Raw genomic sequence first — 18280 nt, forward strand, 5'->3', positions numbered from 1 at the left:
TGCGATTGCGGGCATAATTGTCCGACGGGATCGTTCGCTCAAGTGTCGAGGCAGGCCGCTGTGGCGGGTTGTAATTGCCAAGACGGTTGTGCGGGGCGTCCCGGAGGCGGAATCCGTCACCGGCGCAGACCCCGACCGGAACACTCTATAAAGGGAGATCAAAACGAGGGGCCGGTTCTCTTGCAGAAGACTCATGAGGTATCACAGACCTCCCAGAGTTCGGAAGCCGGAAGCGAGGCACGAACCAAATATGGAGCAGGAAGTCGCTCCCAGCGGGAGTGCAATTCCTGCGACCTCTGGAGCGCGGCCTGTCCGCAGGAGGGACAGATGGCAGACGATTCCCCGGGAACCGGAGACGCTGCCCGAGGACGTTTTTCGCTCAGAGGCCCCGCTCCTTCCAGCAGTCCGCGGCACAGCGCGATCTTCTCTGCCCGGAAGCGATTGGCCAGAAAGCCATAATGCCGAATCCGCATCAGCCCATCTGGAAGCACATGCTGCAGGAACCTGCGGAGAAACTCCGTGGCGGCGAGCGTCATGGTCCGCTTCCGACTGCCTTGGGCGTAGTCTTTATAGCGGAACGTGACCTGGCCGTCTGCGACGTTCAACAGCCGGCTGTTCGAGATCGCCACGCGGTGCGTGTAGCGTGCCAGGTATTTCAGTACCGACTCGGGGCCGCCGAAAGGCGGCCGGGCATACACGACCCATTCGGTCCGCACGGACTGGTTGAGAAGACGCTTGAAGCCCTGGGGATCGGCGACGGAAGCCAGCCGCCCGGGGAATTCCAGTTTTCCCGCGACATACGTCTGCTTGAGCAGGTCCAGAAACTTGCCGCGAAACAGCCGGCTGAGTACGCGCACGGGCAGGAAGAAATCGGCCCGTCCCGCGACCCAGCGTGTGCGGTCGGGCGCCAGTCCGCCGGAAGGGACCACGCAATGCAGGTGGGGATGCGGCATCAGGGTCTGTCCCCAGGTATGCAGCACGGCCAGAAACCCGATTTCCGCCCCCAGGTGCCTGGGATCGGCGGCGACTTCCAGCAGCGTCTGGCTGGCCGCGCGGAACAGCATCCCGTACATCAGCCGCGGGTTGGCAAGTGTCAGATCCACCAGCACGTTCGGCAGTGTGAACACCACGTGGAAGTAGGGCACGGGCAACAGTTCGGTCGCCCGGCGCTGCATCCACTGCGCACAGGCGGACCCCTGACACTTGGGGCAGTGGCGATTCCGGCAGGAATTGTAACTGATCTGTCGATGGTCGCAGGAGCGGCACGTTTCTACATGCCCGCCCAGGACCGCAGTCCGGCAGTTCTGCAACGCCCGCATGACGCGGCGCTGGGCAACGGACGTGGGATAGCGCTTCAGGTATTCCGCACCGTACTGCCGCACGACGTCAGCGAGTTCCCACCGGGGACGCGTCATGAGTCCTCCTGTGGCGTGTCTGGCTGGTCTTGCTCATGGAGCAGTTCCAGGGGACTGCGGGTGCCGCCGATCAGGTGCTTGGAAACGTGCGTGTAGATCGAGGTGGTCCGCAGGCTGGCATGGCCCAGGAGTTCCTGGATGACCCGCAGTTCCGTGCCGGCTTCGAGTAGATGCGTGGCGAAACTGTGACGCAGCATGTGTGGCGTGACGGCTTTGTCCAGGCCGGCCTCACTACAGGCGTCCCGGCAGACCCGTTGCACCGACCCCACAGCGATCGGCTTGATCCGTGAGGGACCGAGAAACAGCCAGTCGGCCGGACGGGCGGCCCACCAGTAGTGCCGCAGCGTTTGCAGCAACAGGGGTGAGAGCAGTGTATAGCGATCTTTGTTTCCCTTGCCCTGCACGATGCGGATCACCATCCGCTGGCTGTCAATGTCGCACACCCGCAGACGCACTGCCTCGGAAATCCGCAATCCCGACGCGTAGGCCGTCATCAGGATGGTGCGGTGCTTGAAGGAGTGCACCGCCTGAAAGAAGCGACGGACCTCGTCAAGACTCAGCACTTCCGGTAAATGCCGTTCGGGCCGGGGGCAGCGAATGTCCTGCACGATCTCGCCGCGCTGAAGTGTATTCCGATACAGAAACCGCAGTGCCGCCAGTGCCTGATTGTAGGTTCCCCAGGCGACTTGCCGGTCCTGGACCAGATACAGCAGATAAGTCCGGATGGCCTCCGGTCCCAGGACTTCCGGGCTTTTACCGAAGTGCCGGGCAAAGCGGGACACGTTGTTGACGTAAAGCTTGATCGTTTTCGGGGACAGGTTCCGCAGTTCCATGTCCTCGATCATGCGCTGCCGCAGTGGAGTCATCACTGGACCTTTCGTGAAACAGAGATTTCAGAGACCGGGAAGGTACTGAAACTATGCCTCACAAATGGCGGAAGCGCAAATCGGAATATTCGGAACAGTCCGTACAGACGGACCGGGGTGCTACGTGTACTTTGCAGTCCGGTGGGACGAGCCCTCAGCGGAGGGATCAATCACAGTTGCCGATCCCAGGCCTACCGCGAAGCGGTTTAGTTCAATAAACAGGGAATACTTAGCTATTGAAATCGTTGAGCTGCTCTGTATCGGCAGTGTGCTTGATTGACGATGGAGTTTATGCCCTGATAAAAAGTCCCTTCGACAGAAAGGAGAACAATGATACAGAAACAAGATTTCATGTTGATCCGAGCGGCCCTGCAGTTCTGGTACGAATAGATGGATCTCAAGGACGCAGACGTGTTCGCGATCTATTCAGGTGGCCGCAGAATCAAGCCATCCTGGCAATAAGAAGATATTCAACAACTTCGCCAGCAGTTGCTGGCAGCACGGCTGCGCTATGCTGTGTCCCATCCTGACGCAGCCAGCGTAAAGACTCCCCGTCCCTTTACCTCTCCGGAGGCTGCCAGACAGGCGATGGCAGACGCGTCTGACCGCCTGGGAGTCGTTCAGGTCGCCCCAGCGGTCTGAGCTCCCTCAAATCCCTTCCATCCGTTCGGCTAGGCTGATCTCAAGTGTCTTTGCGATCCGCTCAATATTTCGCAGGGACAGTTTCTCTCCCCCCGTTCGATCCCGCCGAAGTAGGTCCGGTCCAGCTCACATACGCAAGCAAAATTCTCCTGCGAGTAACCTTGCTCTTTGCGCAGTTCACGGACCCGCTGTCCAAATCTCACCAGGAGAGTCCTCCAGGATTCAGTGGGAATGCAGCAGAACAAGCAGTCCCCAAGCAAACGTAAAAACAAAATATTTCAGCTAGATAAGATTGGTAGGTTTTATGCACGAAGAAAATAACAAAACAATGGAAAGTCCCCAGAGCCAGTGGTGGCTGGCAAAGAATGGTGTGGCTGAAGGTCCTCTATCTCACCAGCAAATTAGAGATTCCTTATAGTCAAACAAAATCAGTCTGGCTGATTATGTTTACTCATCAGATTCGAAAGAATGGAAGCCACTGTCTGACTGGAATAACTTCGAGCCTGATACTGTAGATGCCGCTCTGCAATCTCCTCCAGCTCCCCCTCTGGAGAGCTATCCCACCGACCCTCTGATCACGAATCCCAGGCTGCCCACCATGGCAAACTGGATCTGTATCTACACTCTCCTGGTGTCTCCCTGGTTATGGTGGTTCTATGTAGTATCAGCTCTGACTAGTGGTCTCACGTTTGTAGAAAACGCTCCCCTGGCGGGCGTGGATGCACTAGTAATGTTCGTCGATATGCTCACATCACTGATTATCACCGTTGCCCTGTTCATCGGTGGGATGCGACTTCGAGCATTACGTCGTTCAGGAACTACGATCATTATTCTCAGTATCGTCGTGGCCGTTGCGGTCCAGGTTCTGATGCTTTTCGGGGTGATGCTACTTCTCGCCATGTCTGATCCGATTCACTATGCCACTAAAACAGTGGCAGTCGAATTGATCGATTTCTTAGCTGTGATTGTCGGGTTGTGTGAAGCAGCCTTTATGGTCACTGCACTTCTCTGGCTGCGACGCAATGAACGGTCTCTCCCCTTAACCTGAGTAAGCGGTACAAACAGGACAGAGAATTATGTTGTTTCAATCTGGTAACAAAGAAAGGCTCTTATGAGTGATAATATGATTCCTGAAAACAGGAAAACCACTGAATGGCGGTTTGATGACCAGGGCCTGCTTGCAGGCCCTTACTCTTATAACGAACTGATAGAATATGTTGAGTTGGATTACATCCAGCCTGATACGGAGATCATTCACGAGGACGGTCGGAAATATCAGGCATTTGAAATCGGATTATTTCCCGGCTTTGTCCCTGTAATTCCAGAGCCTGCCGACGAGCACAAAAAAGTCCCCCCTTTGCCTGGCTGGAATTTTCTGGCGGGAGTGGCATTCTTGTCATGGATTACAGTCAACGCACTGGCGTTGATCCCAGGTGGTCACTGGTTCCACGGAGTGAAACCCTATTCGATGATCATTGGGGGCTGCGCTGTGCTATTGATTGGCTGTTACACGATGCTGACCGGAACAGCCCATGATTCCGGAGGGAACCCGGAACATAGACCGGTGGCCAACAGAATTGCAGGGCTGTTTGTAATTCTCATTGGTGTTTACCTGATCGGTGGTGGAGTCAGCTTCTTTATACCCGTAGGTAAATAACTGGAGCCGTTGCTCAGAGAGTCGCTTCGGCTATTTGTATCCACCGAACCTAAATTATGACGAAAAACGCGTCATAATAGATGGAAGAAGAGAGAAAGAGCCAGGAGAAATAACAAGCTGGAAAAATTAGATATCAGGTACGCGCGGTGATTCTTGCCACACTATTGGACGAGTCCCCATATCTTAATTTTGGCCTAAAACGTGTCATAATACATAGGGGATAGATTACCTATTGTACGATGGTAGTCGATCTCCAAAACAAATTCATCGTCAGTAAAAACGCCCCGCATGCCACAGGAATGCGGGGCGTTTTGTGTTTACACATCCCCAATAGAAAGGAGCCTTGCTTGGAATACATGGTTTTAACGTTCGTCTCTGTCGCCCTGTTGCTGACTGTCGTCTCTTTCATCAAGGAACGGCGGTTGCGGCTGGCGCTGCAGGGAATTCTCAGACACCTGATTCAACGCTGGAGGGCACATGGAAAAACCGACTCTACCAATCACACTAACACTGATCCTGCTGACCGGAGCCGGATGTAGTTCCGACGAAAACAGCCGTGTGGCCGAACTGGCCACGCGGCAATTGGAGCGCCAGGCCGAACAGAACCAACGGATGACGGAACTCCAGCAGGAAGTTGCCTCCGGATCACGGAAACTGGTAGAAGCAGACGCCAGATCCCGGCAGGAGCTGGTCTCGCTGCAGCGTGAGATGCATACCGAGCGAAACGATATCGGATACCAGCGGGACCAGCTGGAAGCGGAACGCCGTGAAATTGCTGACAGCAGAAATCGTGACCCGATCATTGCGGCGGCGATATCCAGGGTGACCATGGTGGTGGTTAGCCTGCTGCCCTTACTCATCTGCTGGTTGCTACTCAGTCAGAAAATCGAACCCGCAGACGAACAGCAAATGACAGAGCTGCTGCTGGAAGATCTGGTCTCAGTGGAACCCCGGCTGATGCCACCGGCCAACACAAATCCAGACAAACCGCGGTTGCCGGATTTCCCGCAGCCCCCCGATCCTGAAGATCCCACAGAAAGGAGCACATGATATGTCACATATTGTCACGATTCAGACAGAGGTCCGCGACGCGGAAGCCCTAGGGCTGGCCTGCCGTCGTCTCGAACTGGGAGAGCCCGTTCATGAAACCGTCCCGCTGTTTAGTAGAGAAGTTACTGGTTACGCGGTCCGACTCCCCGACTGGCGGTATCCTGTCGTCTTTGACGTCGAACAGGGCCAGGTCCGCTACGACAACTTTGAAGGCCGCTGGGGTAGGCCGACTCACCTCAATCGTCTGCTGCAATCGTACTGCGTGGAAAAATGTCGTCTGGAAGCGCGCCGCAAGGGACATTCCGTCCTAGAAAACCGGCTCAGCGATGGTTCCATCAAACTCACTATTCAGATCGGAGAGGGCCAGTGAAAACCATTGAAATCATCATTTCAACCAACGGTCAGTCCCGGCTCGAAACCCGCGGCTTTACCGGTTCCCATTGTCGGGATGCCAGTCGGTTTCTGGAAGGAGCTTTGGGAAAAGTCTCCTCGGAACAGCTGACTGCCGAATACCACCAATCCATTCAACACCAACCCAACCAACTCAAACAGGAGAATTAGCTTTCAATTCACAACACATACAGGAATTACCTGAACGAATTGACGAAGCCCCCTCACGGGTGCGTGTGCTGGTGGTCGTCGAAGGGACACACGACATCAAGTTCCTGAGACGCATCTCGGCACTCCTCCATTCTGCGCATCCCGCACTGCCTGATCTGGCCGCAATGGAACGTAATAGAGAACTTATCTTCCTGCCGATCAGTGGACATCCTCAAGCTTGGATTAGACGACTGTCGCCCCTCAATCTGCCAGAGTTTCATTTGTACGATCGCGAGCAGTCACCGGTTACGGAACAACGTCTGGAGACCGTCGACAGGATCAACCAACGCTCTCGTTGCCGCGGCATGTTGACGCAGAAACGGAGTCTGGAGAACTATCTGCATCCCCACTCGATTCAGGTTATCACTAATGTTCCACTGGAATTCGATGACCATGCTTGTGTGGCAACTCTGGCAGCACAACAAGTTTTTGAGAGCAGTCATGGAAAATCCACCTGGCAACGGCTCACTCGTCGTGCTCGGGTGCGACTAACGAATCGGGCCAAGCACTGGCTCAACACCAGTGCCGTTGAGGAGATGACGGTTTCCCTGCTGCAGGAACGCGATCCAGACGGGGAAATCATCTTCTGGCTGGAGACGATCCGTCAACTGGCTGAGACCGCTTAAGCACACTTCACACACCTATTTCTTTCAACCTGAGAGGAACACTTATGTTACTAACCGAACGACTAGCGGAGAACGTACGTGCCTGCTTTACCGGCATCTGGATTCAGAGCCACGAACATGACGAGGCGTTGTTGGAAATTACCCGACTCTGCCACAGTGAAGACTGGGGCCTGCTCTCCTGGGACATTGACCGGGGGCTGCAGGGAACGCAAGCCATTGGAGAGAGTGATGCATCGTACCCTGATCCCCTGGCAGCCATACACAGTCTTAACAGCCAGGCCGATTCAGACCGGCCCACGCTGCTGGTCCTCAAGAATTTCCACCGGTTCATCAATTCCCCTGAAATCATCCAGGCCCTGACGCAACAGATCGGTCTGGGAAAGCAGACCCGGGCCTTCGTGATCATTCTAGCCAGCCTGATCCAGATTCCCCCGGAACTGGAAAAACTGTTCGTCTGCCTGGAACACGATCTTCCCGACCGGAGCCAGCTGGAGGAGATCGCTCGCAGCATTGCCACGGAACCCGGCGAATTGCCGGAGGGAATGGAACTGGAGCGTGTCTTGGACGCCGCCTGTGGACTGACCCGCTATGAAGCAGAGGGAGCCTTTAGTCTCTCCCTGGTACGTCATGGACGCATCGACGTCTCCGTCGTATTGGAGCTGAAGGCCCAGACGCTGCTGAAAAGCGGGCTGTTAACGCTCCATAGCGGTTCTGAGTCATTTGACGACCTGGGCGGCCTGGAATCTTTAAAAGCCTTTTGCCGGCGTGCGCTGCGTCCCAGATCACAGGAATCATCCCATGTGCGTCCTCGGGGCGTTCTGCTGTTGGGAGTTCCCGGGACCGGGAAAAGTGCCTTCGCCAAAGCCCTGGGCAGGGAGACCGGACGGGCCACACTGACTCTTGACGTGGGAGCCCTGATGGGCGCGCTGGTCGGTCAGACAGAGGAGCGAACCAGACAGGCGCTCCGTATTGTCGATGCAATGCAACCAGCAGTCCTGTTTATCGATGAGGTCGAAAAGGGGCTGAGCGGGGCCACCTCGTCCGGACAGTCCGACAGCGGTGTTTCCACACGCATGCTGGGGACACTTTTAAGCTGGCTGAACGACCATACTTCAGACGTGTTCGTGGTCTGTACTGCCAACGACATTTCAAAACTTCCTCCCGAGCTGATCCGTGCCGAACGCTTTGACGGTCTCTTCTTTCTGGATCTGCCCGGAGATTCACAGAAGCAGGTGATCTGGAACATCTACCGGGAACAGTATGGACTCACAGAGGAGCAGAAGTTGCCCGAAGACCGGCACTGGACCGGATCGGAGATCCGGGCCTGCTGCCGTCTGGCGGCCCTACTGGATGTCCCGTTAACCCAGGCTTCTGAAAACGTGGTGCCCGTGGCCGTCACAGCCGCAGAATCAGTGGCCCGACTCAGACGCTGGGCCAGCAACCGTTGCCTGTCTGCAGAGCAGCCAGGCGTCTTTGTTCACGGAGAGCGGTCGAAAGGCCGAGCGCAGCGCAAACTCTCCCGTGATCCCCGTAGAAACTAAACCTGACTCTTATCAAGGAGTAACAATCACTATGGCTACAATAGAAGAAGAAGTGGAAACCCGCCACGATCCGATCGACTTACTCAGGGCGACGATGTGTGCGACGCGGGTCAGTTTTGAATGGTTCGGTACCCGGAAGTCGCTCACACGTGACCAGAAGGCCCAGGCCGCCGAATCGTTTGGGGCGGAAGGGGAGTTCCTGAGTGCCGGTAAGAAGCTGCTGGATACGGGACATCCCCGTTTTCGAGCCGTGAGTGCGGTTCGTAACCAGGTGCGGAAATACTGGACCTCGGTCAGTCTCCCTTTCCCGGAACCGGGTATCCGCTTATTGCGGCAGGATGCGCTAACCGCGTTTCAGAATCAGATGCACCAGTTTACGGAAGAACTGGCCGACTCGGTTGCGGAACTGGATGAACAATACCTGTCCTTGAAATCGGCGGCCCGGGAGCGTCTGGGAAGTCTGTTCAATGACGATGATTACCCCACAACGCTGGTCGGGCTATTCGAAGTGACCTGGGAGTTCCCCAGTATCGAACCGCCGAATTATCTCAGACAGCTCAATCCCGAACTCTACGAACAGGAGTGCCAGCGAGTGCAGTCGCGATTTGAGGAGGCGGTCAGGTTGGCGGAAGACGCTTTTCTGGATGAACTGTCTAAACTGGTGTCGCATCTCACGGATCGTTTGAGTGGACAGGCCGATGGCCGTCCCAAGGTCTTCCGGGATTCGGCCATCGGGAACCTGCACGAGTTCTTTGAACGCTTCCGGTCGCTGAATGTCCGCTCCAACGAACAGTTGGATGCGCTTGTCTCCCAGTGCCAGCACATTGTGGAGGGAATTCAACCCCAAGAACTGAGGAAGCGGGACGCCCTCCGGCAGCAGGTGGCTTCCGATCTGTCGGGCGTCCAGGCCGCCCTGGATGGTCTGCTGGTCGACCGGCCGCGGCGTCAGATCATACGAACTCCGAAGTAAGGAGGTCTCATGCAACTCATTATCACACCTGAGGGACAAGTCCGCTGCATTTACGCGGAAGCCATTGTACTGGCCACCATCGGTCGACTGCAGATCTCACGCGGCTCGTTTGTTGAACCGAATGCGGCTGGTCAATGGATCGTGGATCTGTCCCCCGTAAGGGGGCCACGGCTGGGGCCGTTCGCACAGCGGAGTGCGGCCCTGCAGTCAGAAATCGACTGGCTGGAACTGCACTGGCTTTCTTCCGACCACTGAGAATGGAATGTACCCACACCGTGCCCCGGTCTTGCAGAATTGTCTCTGCAGGGCCGGGGCTTTTTTATTGAACCCTTGTAATTAGGAAACGACAGATGAAACAGACAGACTTGAATCGGGCTGTCGCCCTGGCCACCGGCGAGACAATCGCCACCGTCAAACGCCTGGGCTTTTTATTAGCGGAGCCCCAGGAAACCGTTGATCCGGATTCGGAGATGTCGGGCCCACTGGTGATCGACTGGGACGAACTGGACAACCTGCGAATGGCTCCACAGACAGAGGGATTGAATCATGTTCCTTCATGGGTGTGATTCCGATCTCAAGGGATTTCACTGTCTCAGTCAGGCAGATGCTCCCTTCCACTCAAATCGACTGCAGTTGCTCCGTAGTGGGCGGCAACGGGGACGACGCGCCGTTAAAAGTCAACGTCGAAAAAGGCGTCGCAAACGAAAGTTGCTTGGTTAAAGCATTACTCCTTTTACATCTCCAATTCAATTCCAGAAAGGAATGCTATGAAAGTTTTATTGATCAACAACGATGGTGGTGGATTTGCGGACTACATCGAAGTCGCCACGGGGACCACGGTCTCTCAATTGTTCGAACAACGCATGGCGAATGCGAACGCCTCGGATTACCTGATCCGGGTCAATCGCCAACCCTGTCCTCCCGATCAGACGTTACAGGACGGGGACCGGATTTCGATCACTCCGACAAAAATCGAAGGTGCGAAAAGCTAGCCTTTGTTGAAGTGAATTATATTGTCTCTGACAGGCTGCCGGGATCTTCGTCCCGGCAGCCTGTTTTCTATTAACAGGAGTGAACGACTATGAATCAGAGTCCGAAAACGGTCTGGCGGATGGCCAGTCTCGTTGAGCAACAACTCAGCTCACTGGGCAGTGATACATACACCGGGCTGCCAGAAGCGGCCTGGTTAAGCTGTCTGCGGTTGATCCGCAGGCGACAGCAGGCTCAGGAACGAGGTTGGTTTCGTGCGGCCACCAAGCTGGAGCGAGAACTTACCAGAGAGGTGTTTCAGCTGACGCGGCAACTGATGACGTTGCAGCAGGAACTGGAATCAGCTACTGATGCAAATCCTGTCTCTGCAATACGCACCATCTACGAAGACCTGCTGGCTCTGGAAGAGGAGTTCGGTGATTACAGCATTGACCTGAAGAACAAGACGATTTCGGTGGTCACAGAGCCAATTGTGCTGGAAGGTGTCTATCTGGGGGCGTTTGAGATTCGGCTGGAGTTTACGGACCTGAATTCAGACTCGCCCTTTCACTACCAGGTATTTGCTCAAGACCCGCAGTCGCCGATCACCGATGATGCAGTCACGCATCCGCACGTGCAGTCTGACAACGTCTGTGAAGGAGACGCCCGTATGCCCATCAGACGCGCACTGGAACAGGGACGACTGCTGGATTTTTTCGTGCTGGTGTCCCGTCTGTTACGCACCTACAACCCGGAAAGTCCCTATGTCGCCCTCAGCGACTGGCACAGTGCAGAATGCAGTGATTGTGCGGATGTCGTGACCACCGATGAGCAGACTCACTGCACCAGTTGCGAAAACCGCTTGTGTCGGCAATGTGCGAATAGCTGTACCGACTGTAGTTCCTCATTTTGCCACGACTGTGCGACTCGCTGTGAAATCTGCCGTGATGACTGTTGTGAATCTTGCCTGAAAGAGTGCGCGCTCTGTGGTTCCAACTGTTGTTCAAATTGCCTCGATAATGAAGAAAGGTGCCCGATCTGTGAAACACAGGAAGACGAAGAAACATACGAGCCGGACCAGGAAACCATATCGCCGGAGACGGTCCCCCCTGCCGGCGATCCGCTTTAGCCCAACCGCCTGGGCCAAACTGCTGTTCCTACGTGATTATGGTGATACGGAAGTTGGCGGCTTTGGAATCGCAGCCTCGACGGATTTGCTGCTGGTCCAGGACCTGCAACTCGTGAAACAGACCTGCTCGCTGGTCCATGTTGCCTTCGATGATGAAGCGGTGGCGAATTTCTTTGACGATCAGGTGGATGCTGGACTCCGCCCGGAGCAGTTTGGTCGGATCTGGATCCACACCCATCCGGGAGCCTGTCCGGAACCCAGCCCCACTGATGAGGCGACGTTTGAACGTGTCTTCGGTCGATCCGACTGGGCCGTGATGTTCATTCTGGCTCGACAGGGTCGGTCCTATGCGCGATTGCGGATGAATACCGGCCCCACGTTTGAGTGTGAGATCCCGGTCAGGCGGGAATATTCAGAACCTTTCCCGGGCTGTCAACCCGAAAACTGGGAAGAGGAATATTTAACGAACGTGCATCCCGAACAACTCCAACCTGGCAGGCGGTTATCGGCGTTCGACGGTTTTGACTGCAATGCGGATTGGTTTTTCAATGAATCTAATGTGGAAGGAGACTTGAAGTGACAAATACAACGATAGATCGTTTTCAGAGGCAAAGTAGTCTGGTACCCGCTGAACGGCTTTCACAGATTTCGGTGACTGTCATCGGTGTGGGAGCCATCGGACGACAGGTGGCCCTACAGCTGACGGCGATCGGGATACCGCGGATTCAGCTTGTTGATTTTGATTTGGTCGAATTGACCAATATCACGACACAGGGATATCGGAGACAGGATCTGGGGTTAGCTAAAGTCGAAGCAACAACTCAGGCGATCCTGGAGCTCGATGTTTCGGTTCAGGTGGAGATGATTTCAGATCGGTTTCGTGCATCCATTAGTACAGGAGAGGCTGTCTTCTGCTGTGTGGATTCCATCTCGGCCCGTGCGGCGATCTGGCGATCCATCAGCAGAAAATGTGAGTTCTGGACAGATGGAAGGATGCTGGGAGAAACGATCCGGGTGCTGACTGCCACAAAGGATTCAGGAATAAATCAGTATTCAGAGACTCTCTTTCCTCAAGCCCAGGCACAAATAGGAAGTTGTACCTCACGAAGTACTGTGTATGCAGCCAGCATTGCAGGGGGATTCATGGTGCATCAGTTTTGTCGCTGGCTGCGTGGGATATCCATAGATCACGATATTTCTCTAAATCTATTGGCAGGCGAAACTGTAGTTAGCTGACCACTTGCTATTCGATATTATCCATCGTCGTTAAAAAGGAATACCTAGAACAGGCAGGCCACCTTAGCTGGTGGTCTGCTTCCATTTTTTTATCTATCAGAAAATTCAGAATATGTTTTGTGTCAGAACGAAGAAATAGGCCTTGTAATTTTAGTCTTCTCTATCCATTTAATTCGTAACTCTCTAACTATCCAATAATTGAAACTGGACTTCAAAAGTGGAGTCCTCGGCATCGTTTGAATTGCATTGTGCTTGAATCATGAAACTCGAGCAGCGTCATAAGCTTCAGGATCCAGTTAAGCCTGTAGCTTATTTTGACCCGACGTAGTCAGAAATAATTCTGACGATGATACACATCCTTCTGGCTACAGATAAGGTACAGAAAAAGTTGCCACCTTTGAACCACTGAAGGTCTTTTCAACAAAGAGTTATAGATAGTTTAATTCAAAGTGCTCAAGAGTCTGTCGGCAGGTAACGACATCCTACTTCTATTTATGATTGGATAACTATCTGGTACTTCTAGTTGTATTCATCAGTAGTTTGCTGGGCTAATTCAACTCGTCGTGAATGGTCTTTATCAGCAATTAATTCTTTTATACCAACGCATACTGCAGTCCAACCGTACCGATTTGTGTAATCTTTTTTAAATTCATCTGATGATTGAAGATAGCGATGCCATTTTTCTAAATCGTACCCAAAATCTTCCCCCGTCAATTCTTGAAGATAATGCAATGCTCTTCTCATAGCATCAATTCGATCTTCTTCCTTAGCTATGTCGCTTGGCACCCCGCAAAGTGCACCTCCCAAATTCAAGACGTACATTTGCAAACTTCTCATTCGACCAAGACCATATGTCCTCATCTTCTACCTCAATCCTGAATGAATATCTACCATAGTCCTGTTTGTTCAATTTTTCTTTTTTACTATAATCCATGATGTCATCTAAACAGTTGCACCAGGTATCATTTAACTCGTCCCCAACTCTGTACCAGTTGGAATGCGAGTGAACAAGGGTTTTCAGACCAGGTATGCCTGGTCTGAAAACTTCGCAAACTCCTGAGGCGTCCTGTTACCCAATGCACTGTGGGACGCCGCTCGTTGTAATCCTTTCGCCAGGAATCCAGTTTTTCCTAGGCGTCTTCCAGTGACAGGAGCCAGTGCTGGTTCAGTCATTCCTGTTGCAGTTGACCGTTGAAGGATTCAATAAACGCATTATTTGTACGATTTCCCGCACGACTAAAGTCTAGCTTTACCCAGCTTCAGTAAGCCAACCAGTCCAGACTCTTCGAAATAAATTCAGGGTTGATGTCGACTCGAATCGTTTTTGGATGAATACCATGCTGCCGCGTGACCTGTTCCAGAATCTGAACAACATCATCACCGGTTAGACGATAGCCGGCCTGGATCGCAAGACACTCAAGGTTAAAGTTATCGACTAGTAAACACTAGTTAATAATATTTTGTCATTCACTTCCAGCATTCCGATTTCCTTATCAATAAAATGCATCTCACAGAGTTTGCACAATTGTCCAGAATAGCGAGAGTGATTCTGGATGGAACGCATCGGAATTTTAAAAATACATTGAAATGGCAATGGCATTTTGATGGGGATAGAGTGAAGTGAAGAGACATGTGTGATAAACACTTTGAGAAAAAGGGAAACAAACGGCCAAGCTCTACAATCGGTTAGGTCCAAGCCGTGATGACTCCATCCGAATTCAATGCCAGTATCGCTTATCGGCTACGTGAGAATCACTACCGACCCTCTTATTTATGGATTATTTTTGGCAATAAATAAAATGGATGGACTAAAACATCTCAAGAGATGTTCTCATCCTCATCCAATTTCTGGGCTAGCTCAACTAGTTGTAATCGTTCTGGGTTATCAATTAATTCATTCACGTTTTTAAATACTGCATCCCAAGCGATAGCGCAAGTATATTCCGCGCTGAATTCATCTGAAGACTCTAGAAAATGATGCCATTCTTCTAAATCGTAACCAAAGTCTCGTCCAGTTCTGTTTTTCAGTTTACTTAGGGTTCGTCTCATTGAGTTCACTCGGTCCTGCACCTGCCCTTCATTCTGAAATGGGCTTAAATCAGCACCACCTAGTCGTAATAGTTGCGATTGCAACGGCGTCAGTTGCCCATATCTCGGTATTGTCATTATAATCCTCTCTAACTTGTATTATTGACTTATTCCTGAGGCACTCACGGAATGCCTCAAGATAATTCAACATTTGGCACTCTGTTTCTTTTGGAACTCTGGCAGAGCTGTTTGCTTCCAGAGGAGTCCCGCAGTGCATCCGAAGTGACAACGGTCCGGAATTTGTCTCGAAAGCGATTCGACACTGGCTGAGTCAACTGAAGATCAACTCGTTGTATATCGAGCCGGGCGCTCCATGGGAAAACGGTTATGCGGAAAGTTTCAACAGTCGATTCCGCGATGAATTCCTGGCAGTCGAAGTGTTTGAGAACCTGGGAACAGCCCGCAGGCTCACAGTTGTCTGGAAGGAAGATTACAACGGGCAATGCCCACACAGTTCGCTGGGATACGTTACCCCGGCAGAGTTTGCGAGTCGCTGTGCAGTTTCCAACCGGGCTGCGCCCTCATTCCAACTGCACAGCGAAATTACCTAAACCAACCTTCATAAGACCTGGTACAGGTATTTGAGGCAGGTCACGATCAGCTGTATTCTGGACGGAGATTTCGACTACTGACGTTAGTTGATAACTTTATCCGTGAGAGTCTGGCGATCCAGGCCGACCAGCGTGTGACCGGTAATGATGTTGTTCAGATTCTGGAGCAGGTCACGCAGCAGCGTGGTGCTCATTCAGAAAAGATTCGAGTCGACAACGACCCTGAATTTATTTCGAAGAGTTTGGACTGGTGGGCTTACTGGAACCGGGTGAAGCTTGACCTCAGTCGTCCGGGAAAGCATACAGACAATGCGTTTATTGAATCCTTCAACGGTCGACTGCGACAGGAATGTCTGAACCAGCACAGGTTCCTGTCACTCGAAGACGCACAGGAAAAACTGGATTCCTGGAGGACGGATTACAATGAGTGTCGTCCCCACAGTGCATTGAGCAACAGAACACCTCAGGAGTTTGCGAAGTTTTCAGACCAGGTACGCCCGGCCTGAAAACACTTGTTCACTCGCATTCCAGCTGGTACAGAGTTAGTAGAGGTCACAGGATTCAACCTATCCCTTCATCGGTTACCTCTTCCCAACCTAATTTAGCCTGTCTAGCAAAATCAATAGCTAAAGCTGAATTATTATCGAATTCCAATTCTTCGGAGATTGTGTTTATTCCTAACCCACCACAGTATGGAACTAATAATATACCGCCAGCATAATCATTTACTTCTTCTTTGACCCAATCATTACATTGTATATTTGCGACGATAATACAACTAGGAATATCAACTGAGTCAAGATTTAAGAGCTGTTTTCCAAGTGTCGTCTGCTGCCAATCTTCAGTATCAACTATAGCAAGCCAAATCAACAGGTATTTCATTGATAACTGATGAATCAGTTCAGGGCCTTCTCCATTTGCATTAATTATTTTCATGATCTACCTCGTGCTCATAAATAAAAATCCAATATATCCATTAAGATTGGCTGCTTTACCAGTTTGACCATCAATAAAACGAATAGTACCATTTTGATTCACAACATTAAAGTAATGCCCCGTCTTACCAACTCGAAGCCCTCCCACTATACCACGAGCACCAGGTTTTTGAACTAATCTCTTAATCTGATTAATTGATAGTACCTGCCCTATCCTACCAGGTTTTGCCCCATACCAATTACGCCCTGTAAACTTAGGAAAGTCCTGCCATCGAATTTTTCGAACATTTCGTATATTTATAGCTGATGCAGCCTTACCACCTAATGATAGATCTGTCGCTATAGCGCAACTTCCACAATTTTTGTTTCCACCAACGACATTTATCTCTCGTAATGAGTGCCCGTGTCCATGTGAGTGAAACTTGCGTGAACCAGCGGCACCTGATCCGACTGGGGTGGGGCATTTTCGTGTTCCAGGAAGCTTAGATGGTATTTTTCCTGGTCCACTTGGGCCAGGTTGCACTGCAACTATCATCTCTCCCGCCAGGCAGAATGCTTCTCCCGCTGGAAGCATTTGCTCACTGGTCGCATCTTCGTAACAAAGCGTCTTCAGTTGCCCTGCGTTTGTTACGTTGTCCGGTAAAAAATCGCCGGCATCAACTATAGTTCCCTTATTCTCAAAAAATGTATCCCACTCTTCCTCTCCCCACCCTCGAACTTTATTTCCATAGTCAAGATTAACTCGTAGGCCAATTAGTGAGATATTTACGCAATATCCAGCACGGTTACTATGAAGTTCCCCAGAAATAGTGGGCGCTGGGTTTAGGTTATACTGCTTGTTCAAACATTTCGGGGCTTTGGTATCCCAGAGACGAATGAAGCCTCTCACGATTGTAGAACACTTCGATGTACTCAAAGATGCTGTGCCGGGCTAATGCCCGTGTTTCGTATTTCTGGCGATGAACCAGCTCTTTCTTGAGCGTCGCAAAGAAGCTCTCCATCACCGCATTGTCCCAACAGTCTCCCTTGCGACTCATACTGCATTGAATCCCGTTGACCTTAAGGGCTCGCTGATACGCTTCGCTGCAATACTGACTTCCACGATCCGAGTGATGTAACAGACTTCCTTTTGGGCAGCGTCGAATGATCGCCATCTGCAACGCATCCAGCACCAGTTCCTTTGTCATCTGTGAAGACATGCTCCAGCCGACCACTTTGCGTGAATACAGATCCACAACGCAGGCCAGATATAACCAGCCCTGATTGGTCCAGACGTAGGTAATGTCTGAGACCCAGATCTGGTTCGGCTCCGTGGACTTGTCGAACTGGCGATCCAGCACATTCGCTGCCACAGGATGAGCATGGTTGGAGTCGGTAGTGACTTGAAACTTTTTCTTGGATTTGGCCTGTATACCAGCTGCCTGCATCACTTTGGCAACGGTGTTCTCACTACAGGGGATGCCTTGAGAAAGGAGTTCCCTGTGGATGCGAGGCGAACCATAATTGTCTTTGTGCTTCGTATTGTGAATGACTTTAATTTTCTCCTGGAGAGAATTCCGAATTTGTGAACGACTGCTGAGAGGCCTTCGTCGCCAACGATAATAGCCGCTACGTGAAACTTGAAGAACCTGACACATCAGAGAAATACTCCAGACGGTTTCATATTCTTCGATGAAGCGGAATCTCATTAATTTTCTCTGGCAAAGAAGGCCGTCGCTTTTTTTAATATATCTCGTTCCATTCGCAGACGCTTGACTTCTTCACGCAGCTGTTTGAGTTCTTCATTCTCGGTATCACTTTCCGGCTGGGAGAACTTTGCCTTCCAGCGATGAATCAGGTTCTCGTTGACATCCAGGCTGCGTGCCACTTCAGCAGCTTTGAAGCCTTGCTCGGTGACCATCTTGACTGCTTCGATCTTGAATTCATCGGTAAATGACCGTCGTGTTCGTTTGGGTTTAGATTTTGAATTCGACTGCTGCTTGCTCATGTTGTTCCTCCTCAGAAT

22 protein-coding genes and 2 pseudogenes are annotated in these 18280 nt (G+C 51.9%); 16 read left to right on the plus strand and 8 right to left on the minus strand.

All coding sequences use genetic code 11. The features are described 5' to 3' along the window. Positions 1-191 precede the first annotated feature (191 nt). From HG66A1_RS20270 to HG66A1_RS32840, 3 genes and pseudogenes are all read right to left on the minus strand, one after another. Positions 192-1415, minus strand: a complete 1224-nt coding sequence (locus HG66A1_RS20270; RefSeq protein ID WP_145188128.1) for an IS91 family transposase — start codon at positions 1413-1415, stop codon at positions 192-194. After that, positions 1412-2281, minus strand: coding sequence for a tyrosine-type recombinase/integrase (locus tag HG66A1_RS20275; protein ID WP_145188130.1), 870 nt, complete (start codon positions 2279-2281; stop codon positions 1412-1414). The genes HG66A1_RS20270 and HG66A1_RS20275 overlap by 4 nt, the downstream gene beginning before the upstream one ends. A 648-nt stretch (positions 2282-2929) precedes the next feature. Next, positions 2930-3156: pseudogene (locus HG66A1_RS32840) on the minus strand (helix-turn-helix domain-containing protein). A 365-nt stretch (positions 3157-3521) separates the two neighbouring features. Here HG66A1_RS32840 and HG66A1_RS20285 point away from each other — a divergent pair. The 14 genes from HG66A1_RS20285 to HG66A1_RS20350 all read left to right on the plus strand — a co-directional run bounded on the left by HG66A1_RS20285 (position 3522) and on the right by HG66A1_RS20350 (position 12701). Then, positions 3522-3971: a hypothetical protein gene (locus HG66A1_RS20285; RefSeq protein ID WP_145188133.1), complete on the plus strand. Its 450-nt coding sequence runs from the start codon at positions 3522-3524 to the stop codon at positions 3969-3971. Positions 3972-4046: 75 nt separating this feature from the next. Continuing rightward, positions 4047-4580 carry a hypothetical protein gene (locus HG66A1_RS20290; protein ID WP_145188136.1) on the plus strand — a complete coding sequence of 178 codons (534 nt, stop codon included), beginning with the start codon at positions 4047-4049 and terminating at the stop codon, positions 4578-4580. A 477-nt stretch (positions 4581-5057) separates the two neighbouring features. Next, positions 5058-5630 (plus strand): hypothetical protein, encoded by a 573-nt coding sequence (locus HG66A1_RS20295; RefSeq protein ID WP_145188139.1) that lies wholly within the window; start codon positions 5058-5060, stop codon positions 5628-5630. A gap of 1 nt (position 5631) precedes the next feature. Then, positions 5632-6000 (plus strand): DUF1257 domain-containing protein, encoded by a 369-nt coding sequence (locus HG66A1_RS20300; protein WP_145188143.1) that lies wholly within the window; start codon positions 5632-5634, stop codon positions 5998-6000. Further along, complete coding sequence (locus tag HG66A1_RS20305; protein WP_145188146.1) at positions 5997-6191, plus strand: DUF2997 domain-containing protein; 195 nt, start codon at positions 5997-5999, stop codon at positions 6189-6191. The genes HG66A1_RS20300 and HG66A1_RS20305 overlap by 4 nt, the downstream gene beginning before the upstream one ends. 59 nt (positions 6192-6250) lie before the next feature. Further along, positions 6251-6856 (plus strand): hypothetical protein, encoded by a 606-nt coding sequence (locus tag HG66A1_RS20310; RefSeq protein ID WP_197996707.1) that lies wholly within the window; start codon positions 6251-6253, stop codon positions 6854-6856. A 44-nt stretch (positions 6857-6900) separates the two neighbouring features. Then, positions 6901-8397: an AAA family ATPase gene (locus tag HG66A1_RS20315; RefSeq protein WP_145188149.1), complete on the plus strand. Its 1497-nt coding sequence runs from the start codon at positions 6901-6903 to the stop codon at positions 8395-8397. A gap of 31 nt (positions 8398-8428) precedes the next feature. Further along, complete coding sequence (locus HG66A1_RS20320; RefSeq protein WP_145188152.1) at positions 8429-9367, plus strand: hypothetical protein; 939 nt, start codon at positions 8429-8431, stop codon at positions 9365-9367. A gap of 9 nt (positions 9368-9376) precedes the next feature. Beyond that, positions 9377-9622 carry a hypothetical protein gene (locus tag HG66A1_RS20325; RefSeq protein ID WP_145188155.1) on the plus strand — a complete coding sequence of 82 codons (246 nt, stop codon included), beginning with the start codon at positions 9377-9379 and terminating at the stop codon, positions 9620-9622. Between the two features lie 95 nt (positions 9623-9717). Beyond that, positions 9718-9933, plus strand: coding sequence for a hypothetical protein (locus tag HG66A1_RS20330; protein ID WP_145188157.1), 216 nt, complete (start codon positions 9718-9720; stop codon positions 9931-9933). 201 nt (positions 9934-10134) lie between these two features. Further along, positions 10135-10359: a MoaD/ThiS family protein gene (locus HG66A1_RS20335; RefSeq protein WP_145188160.1), complete on the plus strand. Its 225-nt coding sequence runs from the start codon at positions 10135-10137 to the stop codon at positions 10357-10359. An 89-nt stretch (positions 10360-10448) separates the two neighbouring features. Next, positions 10449-11465, plus strand: a complete 1017-nt coding sequence (locus HG66A1_RS20340; RefSeq protein WP_145188163.1) for a hypothetical protein — start codon at positions 10449-10451, stop codon at positions 11463-11465. Between the two features lie 112 nt (positions 11466-11577). Continuing rightward, positions 11578-12045, plus strand: coding sequence for a hypothetical protein (locus HG66A1_RS20345; RefSeq protein ID WP_197996708.1), 468 nt, complete (start codon positions 11578-11580; stop codon positions 12043-12045). Continuing rightward, positions 12042-12701, plus strand: coding sequence for a HesA/MoeB/ThiF family protein (locus tag HG66A1_RS20350; protein ID WP_315851611.1), 660 nt, complete (start codon positions 12042-12044; stop codon positions 12699-12701). Before HG66A1_RS20345 ends, HG66A1_RS20350 begins: the two co-directional genes overlap by 4 nt. Before the next feature lie 519 nt (positions 12702-13220). On the opposite strand, the gene HG66A1_RS20355 is transcribed toward HG66A1_RS20350, so the two are convergent. Continuing rightward, positions 13221-13523 (minus strand): hypothetical protein, encoded by a 303-nt coding sequence (locus tag HG66A1_RS20355; RefSeq protein ID WP_145188166.1) that lies wholly within the window; start codon positions 13521-13523, stop codon positions 13221-13223. A gap of 996 nt (positions 13524-14519) precedes the next feature. After that, a complete protein-coding gene (locus HG66A1_RS20360; RefSeq protein WP_145188169.1) occupies positions 14520-14867 on the minus strand; it encodes a hypothetical protein in 348 nt (115 codons plus the stop codon). A gap of 212 nt (positions 14868-15079) precedes the next feature. Between HG66A1_RS20360 and HG66A1_RS20365 the strand changes: the two genes are divergently transcribed. Both HG66A1_RS20365 and HG66A1_RS20370 read left to right on the plus strand, forming a co-directional pair. Next, positions 15080-15340 (plus strand): integrase core domain-containing protein, encoded by a 261-nt coding sequence (locus HG66A1_RS20365; RefSeq protein WP_409999451.1) that lies wholly within the window; start codon positions 15080-15082, stop codon positions 15338-15340. Between the two features lie 44 nt (positions 15341-15384). Then, positions 15385-15846, plus strand: a pseudogene (locus HG66A1_RS20370) (integrase core domain-containing protein); the annotation flags it as partial. A 55-nt stretch (positions 15847-15901) separates the two neighbouring features. On the opposite strand, the gene HG66A1_RS20375 reads toward HG66A1_RS20370, so the two are convergent. The 3 genes from HG66A1_RS20375 to HG66A1_RS20385 form a co-directional block, all read right to left on the minus strand. Next, positions 15902-16276, minus strand: a complete 375-nt coding sequence (locus tag HG66A1_RS20375) for a hypothetical protein (RefSeq protein ID WP_145188174.1) — start codon at positions 16274-16276, stop codon at positions 15902-15904. A gap of 3 nt (positions 16277-16279) precedes the next feature. Next, positions 16280-17119, minus strand: coding sequence for a toxin glutamine deamidase domain-containing protein (locus HG66A1_RS20380; RefSeq protein WP_145188177.1), 840 nt, complete (start codon positions 17117-17119; stop codon positions 16280-16282). Then, positions 17103-18262, minus strand: a protein-coding gene (locus HG66A1_RS20385) for an IS3 family transposase (RefSeq protein ID WP_409999452.1) whose coding sequence is annotated in 2 segments (ribosomal slippage) — positions 17103-18004 and positions 18004-18262 — 1161 coding nt in all. Because the reading frame shifts where the segments join, the coding sequence is not laid out codon by codon here. The genes HG66A1_RS20380 and HG66A1_RS20385 overlap by 17 nt, the downstream gene beginning before the upstream one ends. Between the last annotated feature and the right edge of the window lie 18 nt (positions 18263-18280).

The sequence above is a fragment of the Gimesia chilikensis genome, from assembly GCF_007744075.1.
GTDB lineage: Bacteria > Planctomycetota > Planctomycetia > Planctomycetales > Planctomycetaceae > Gimesia > Gimesia chilikensis_A.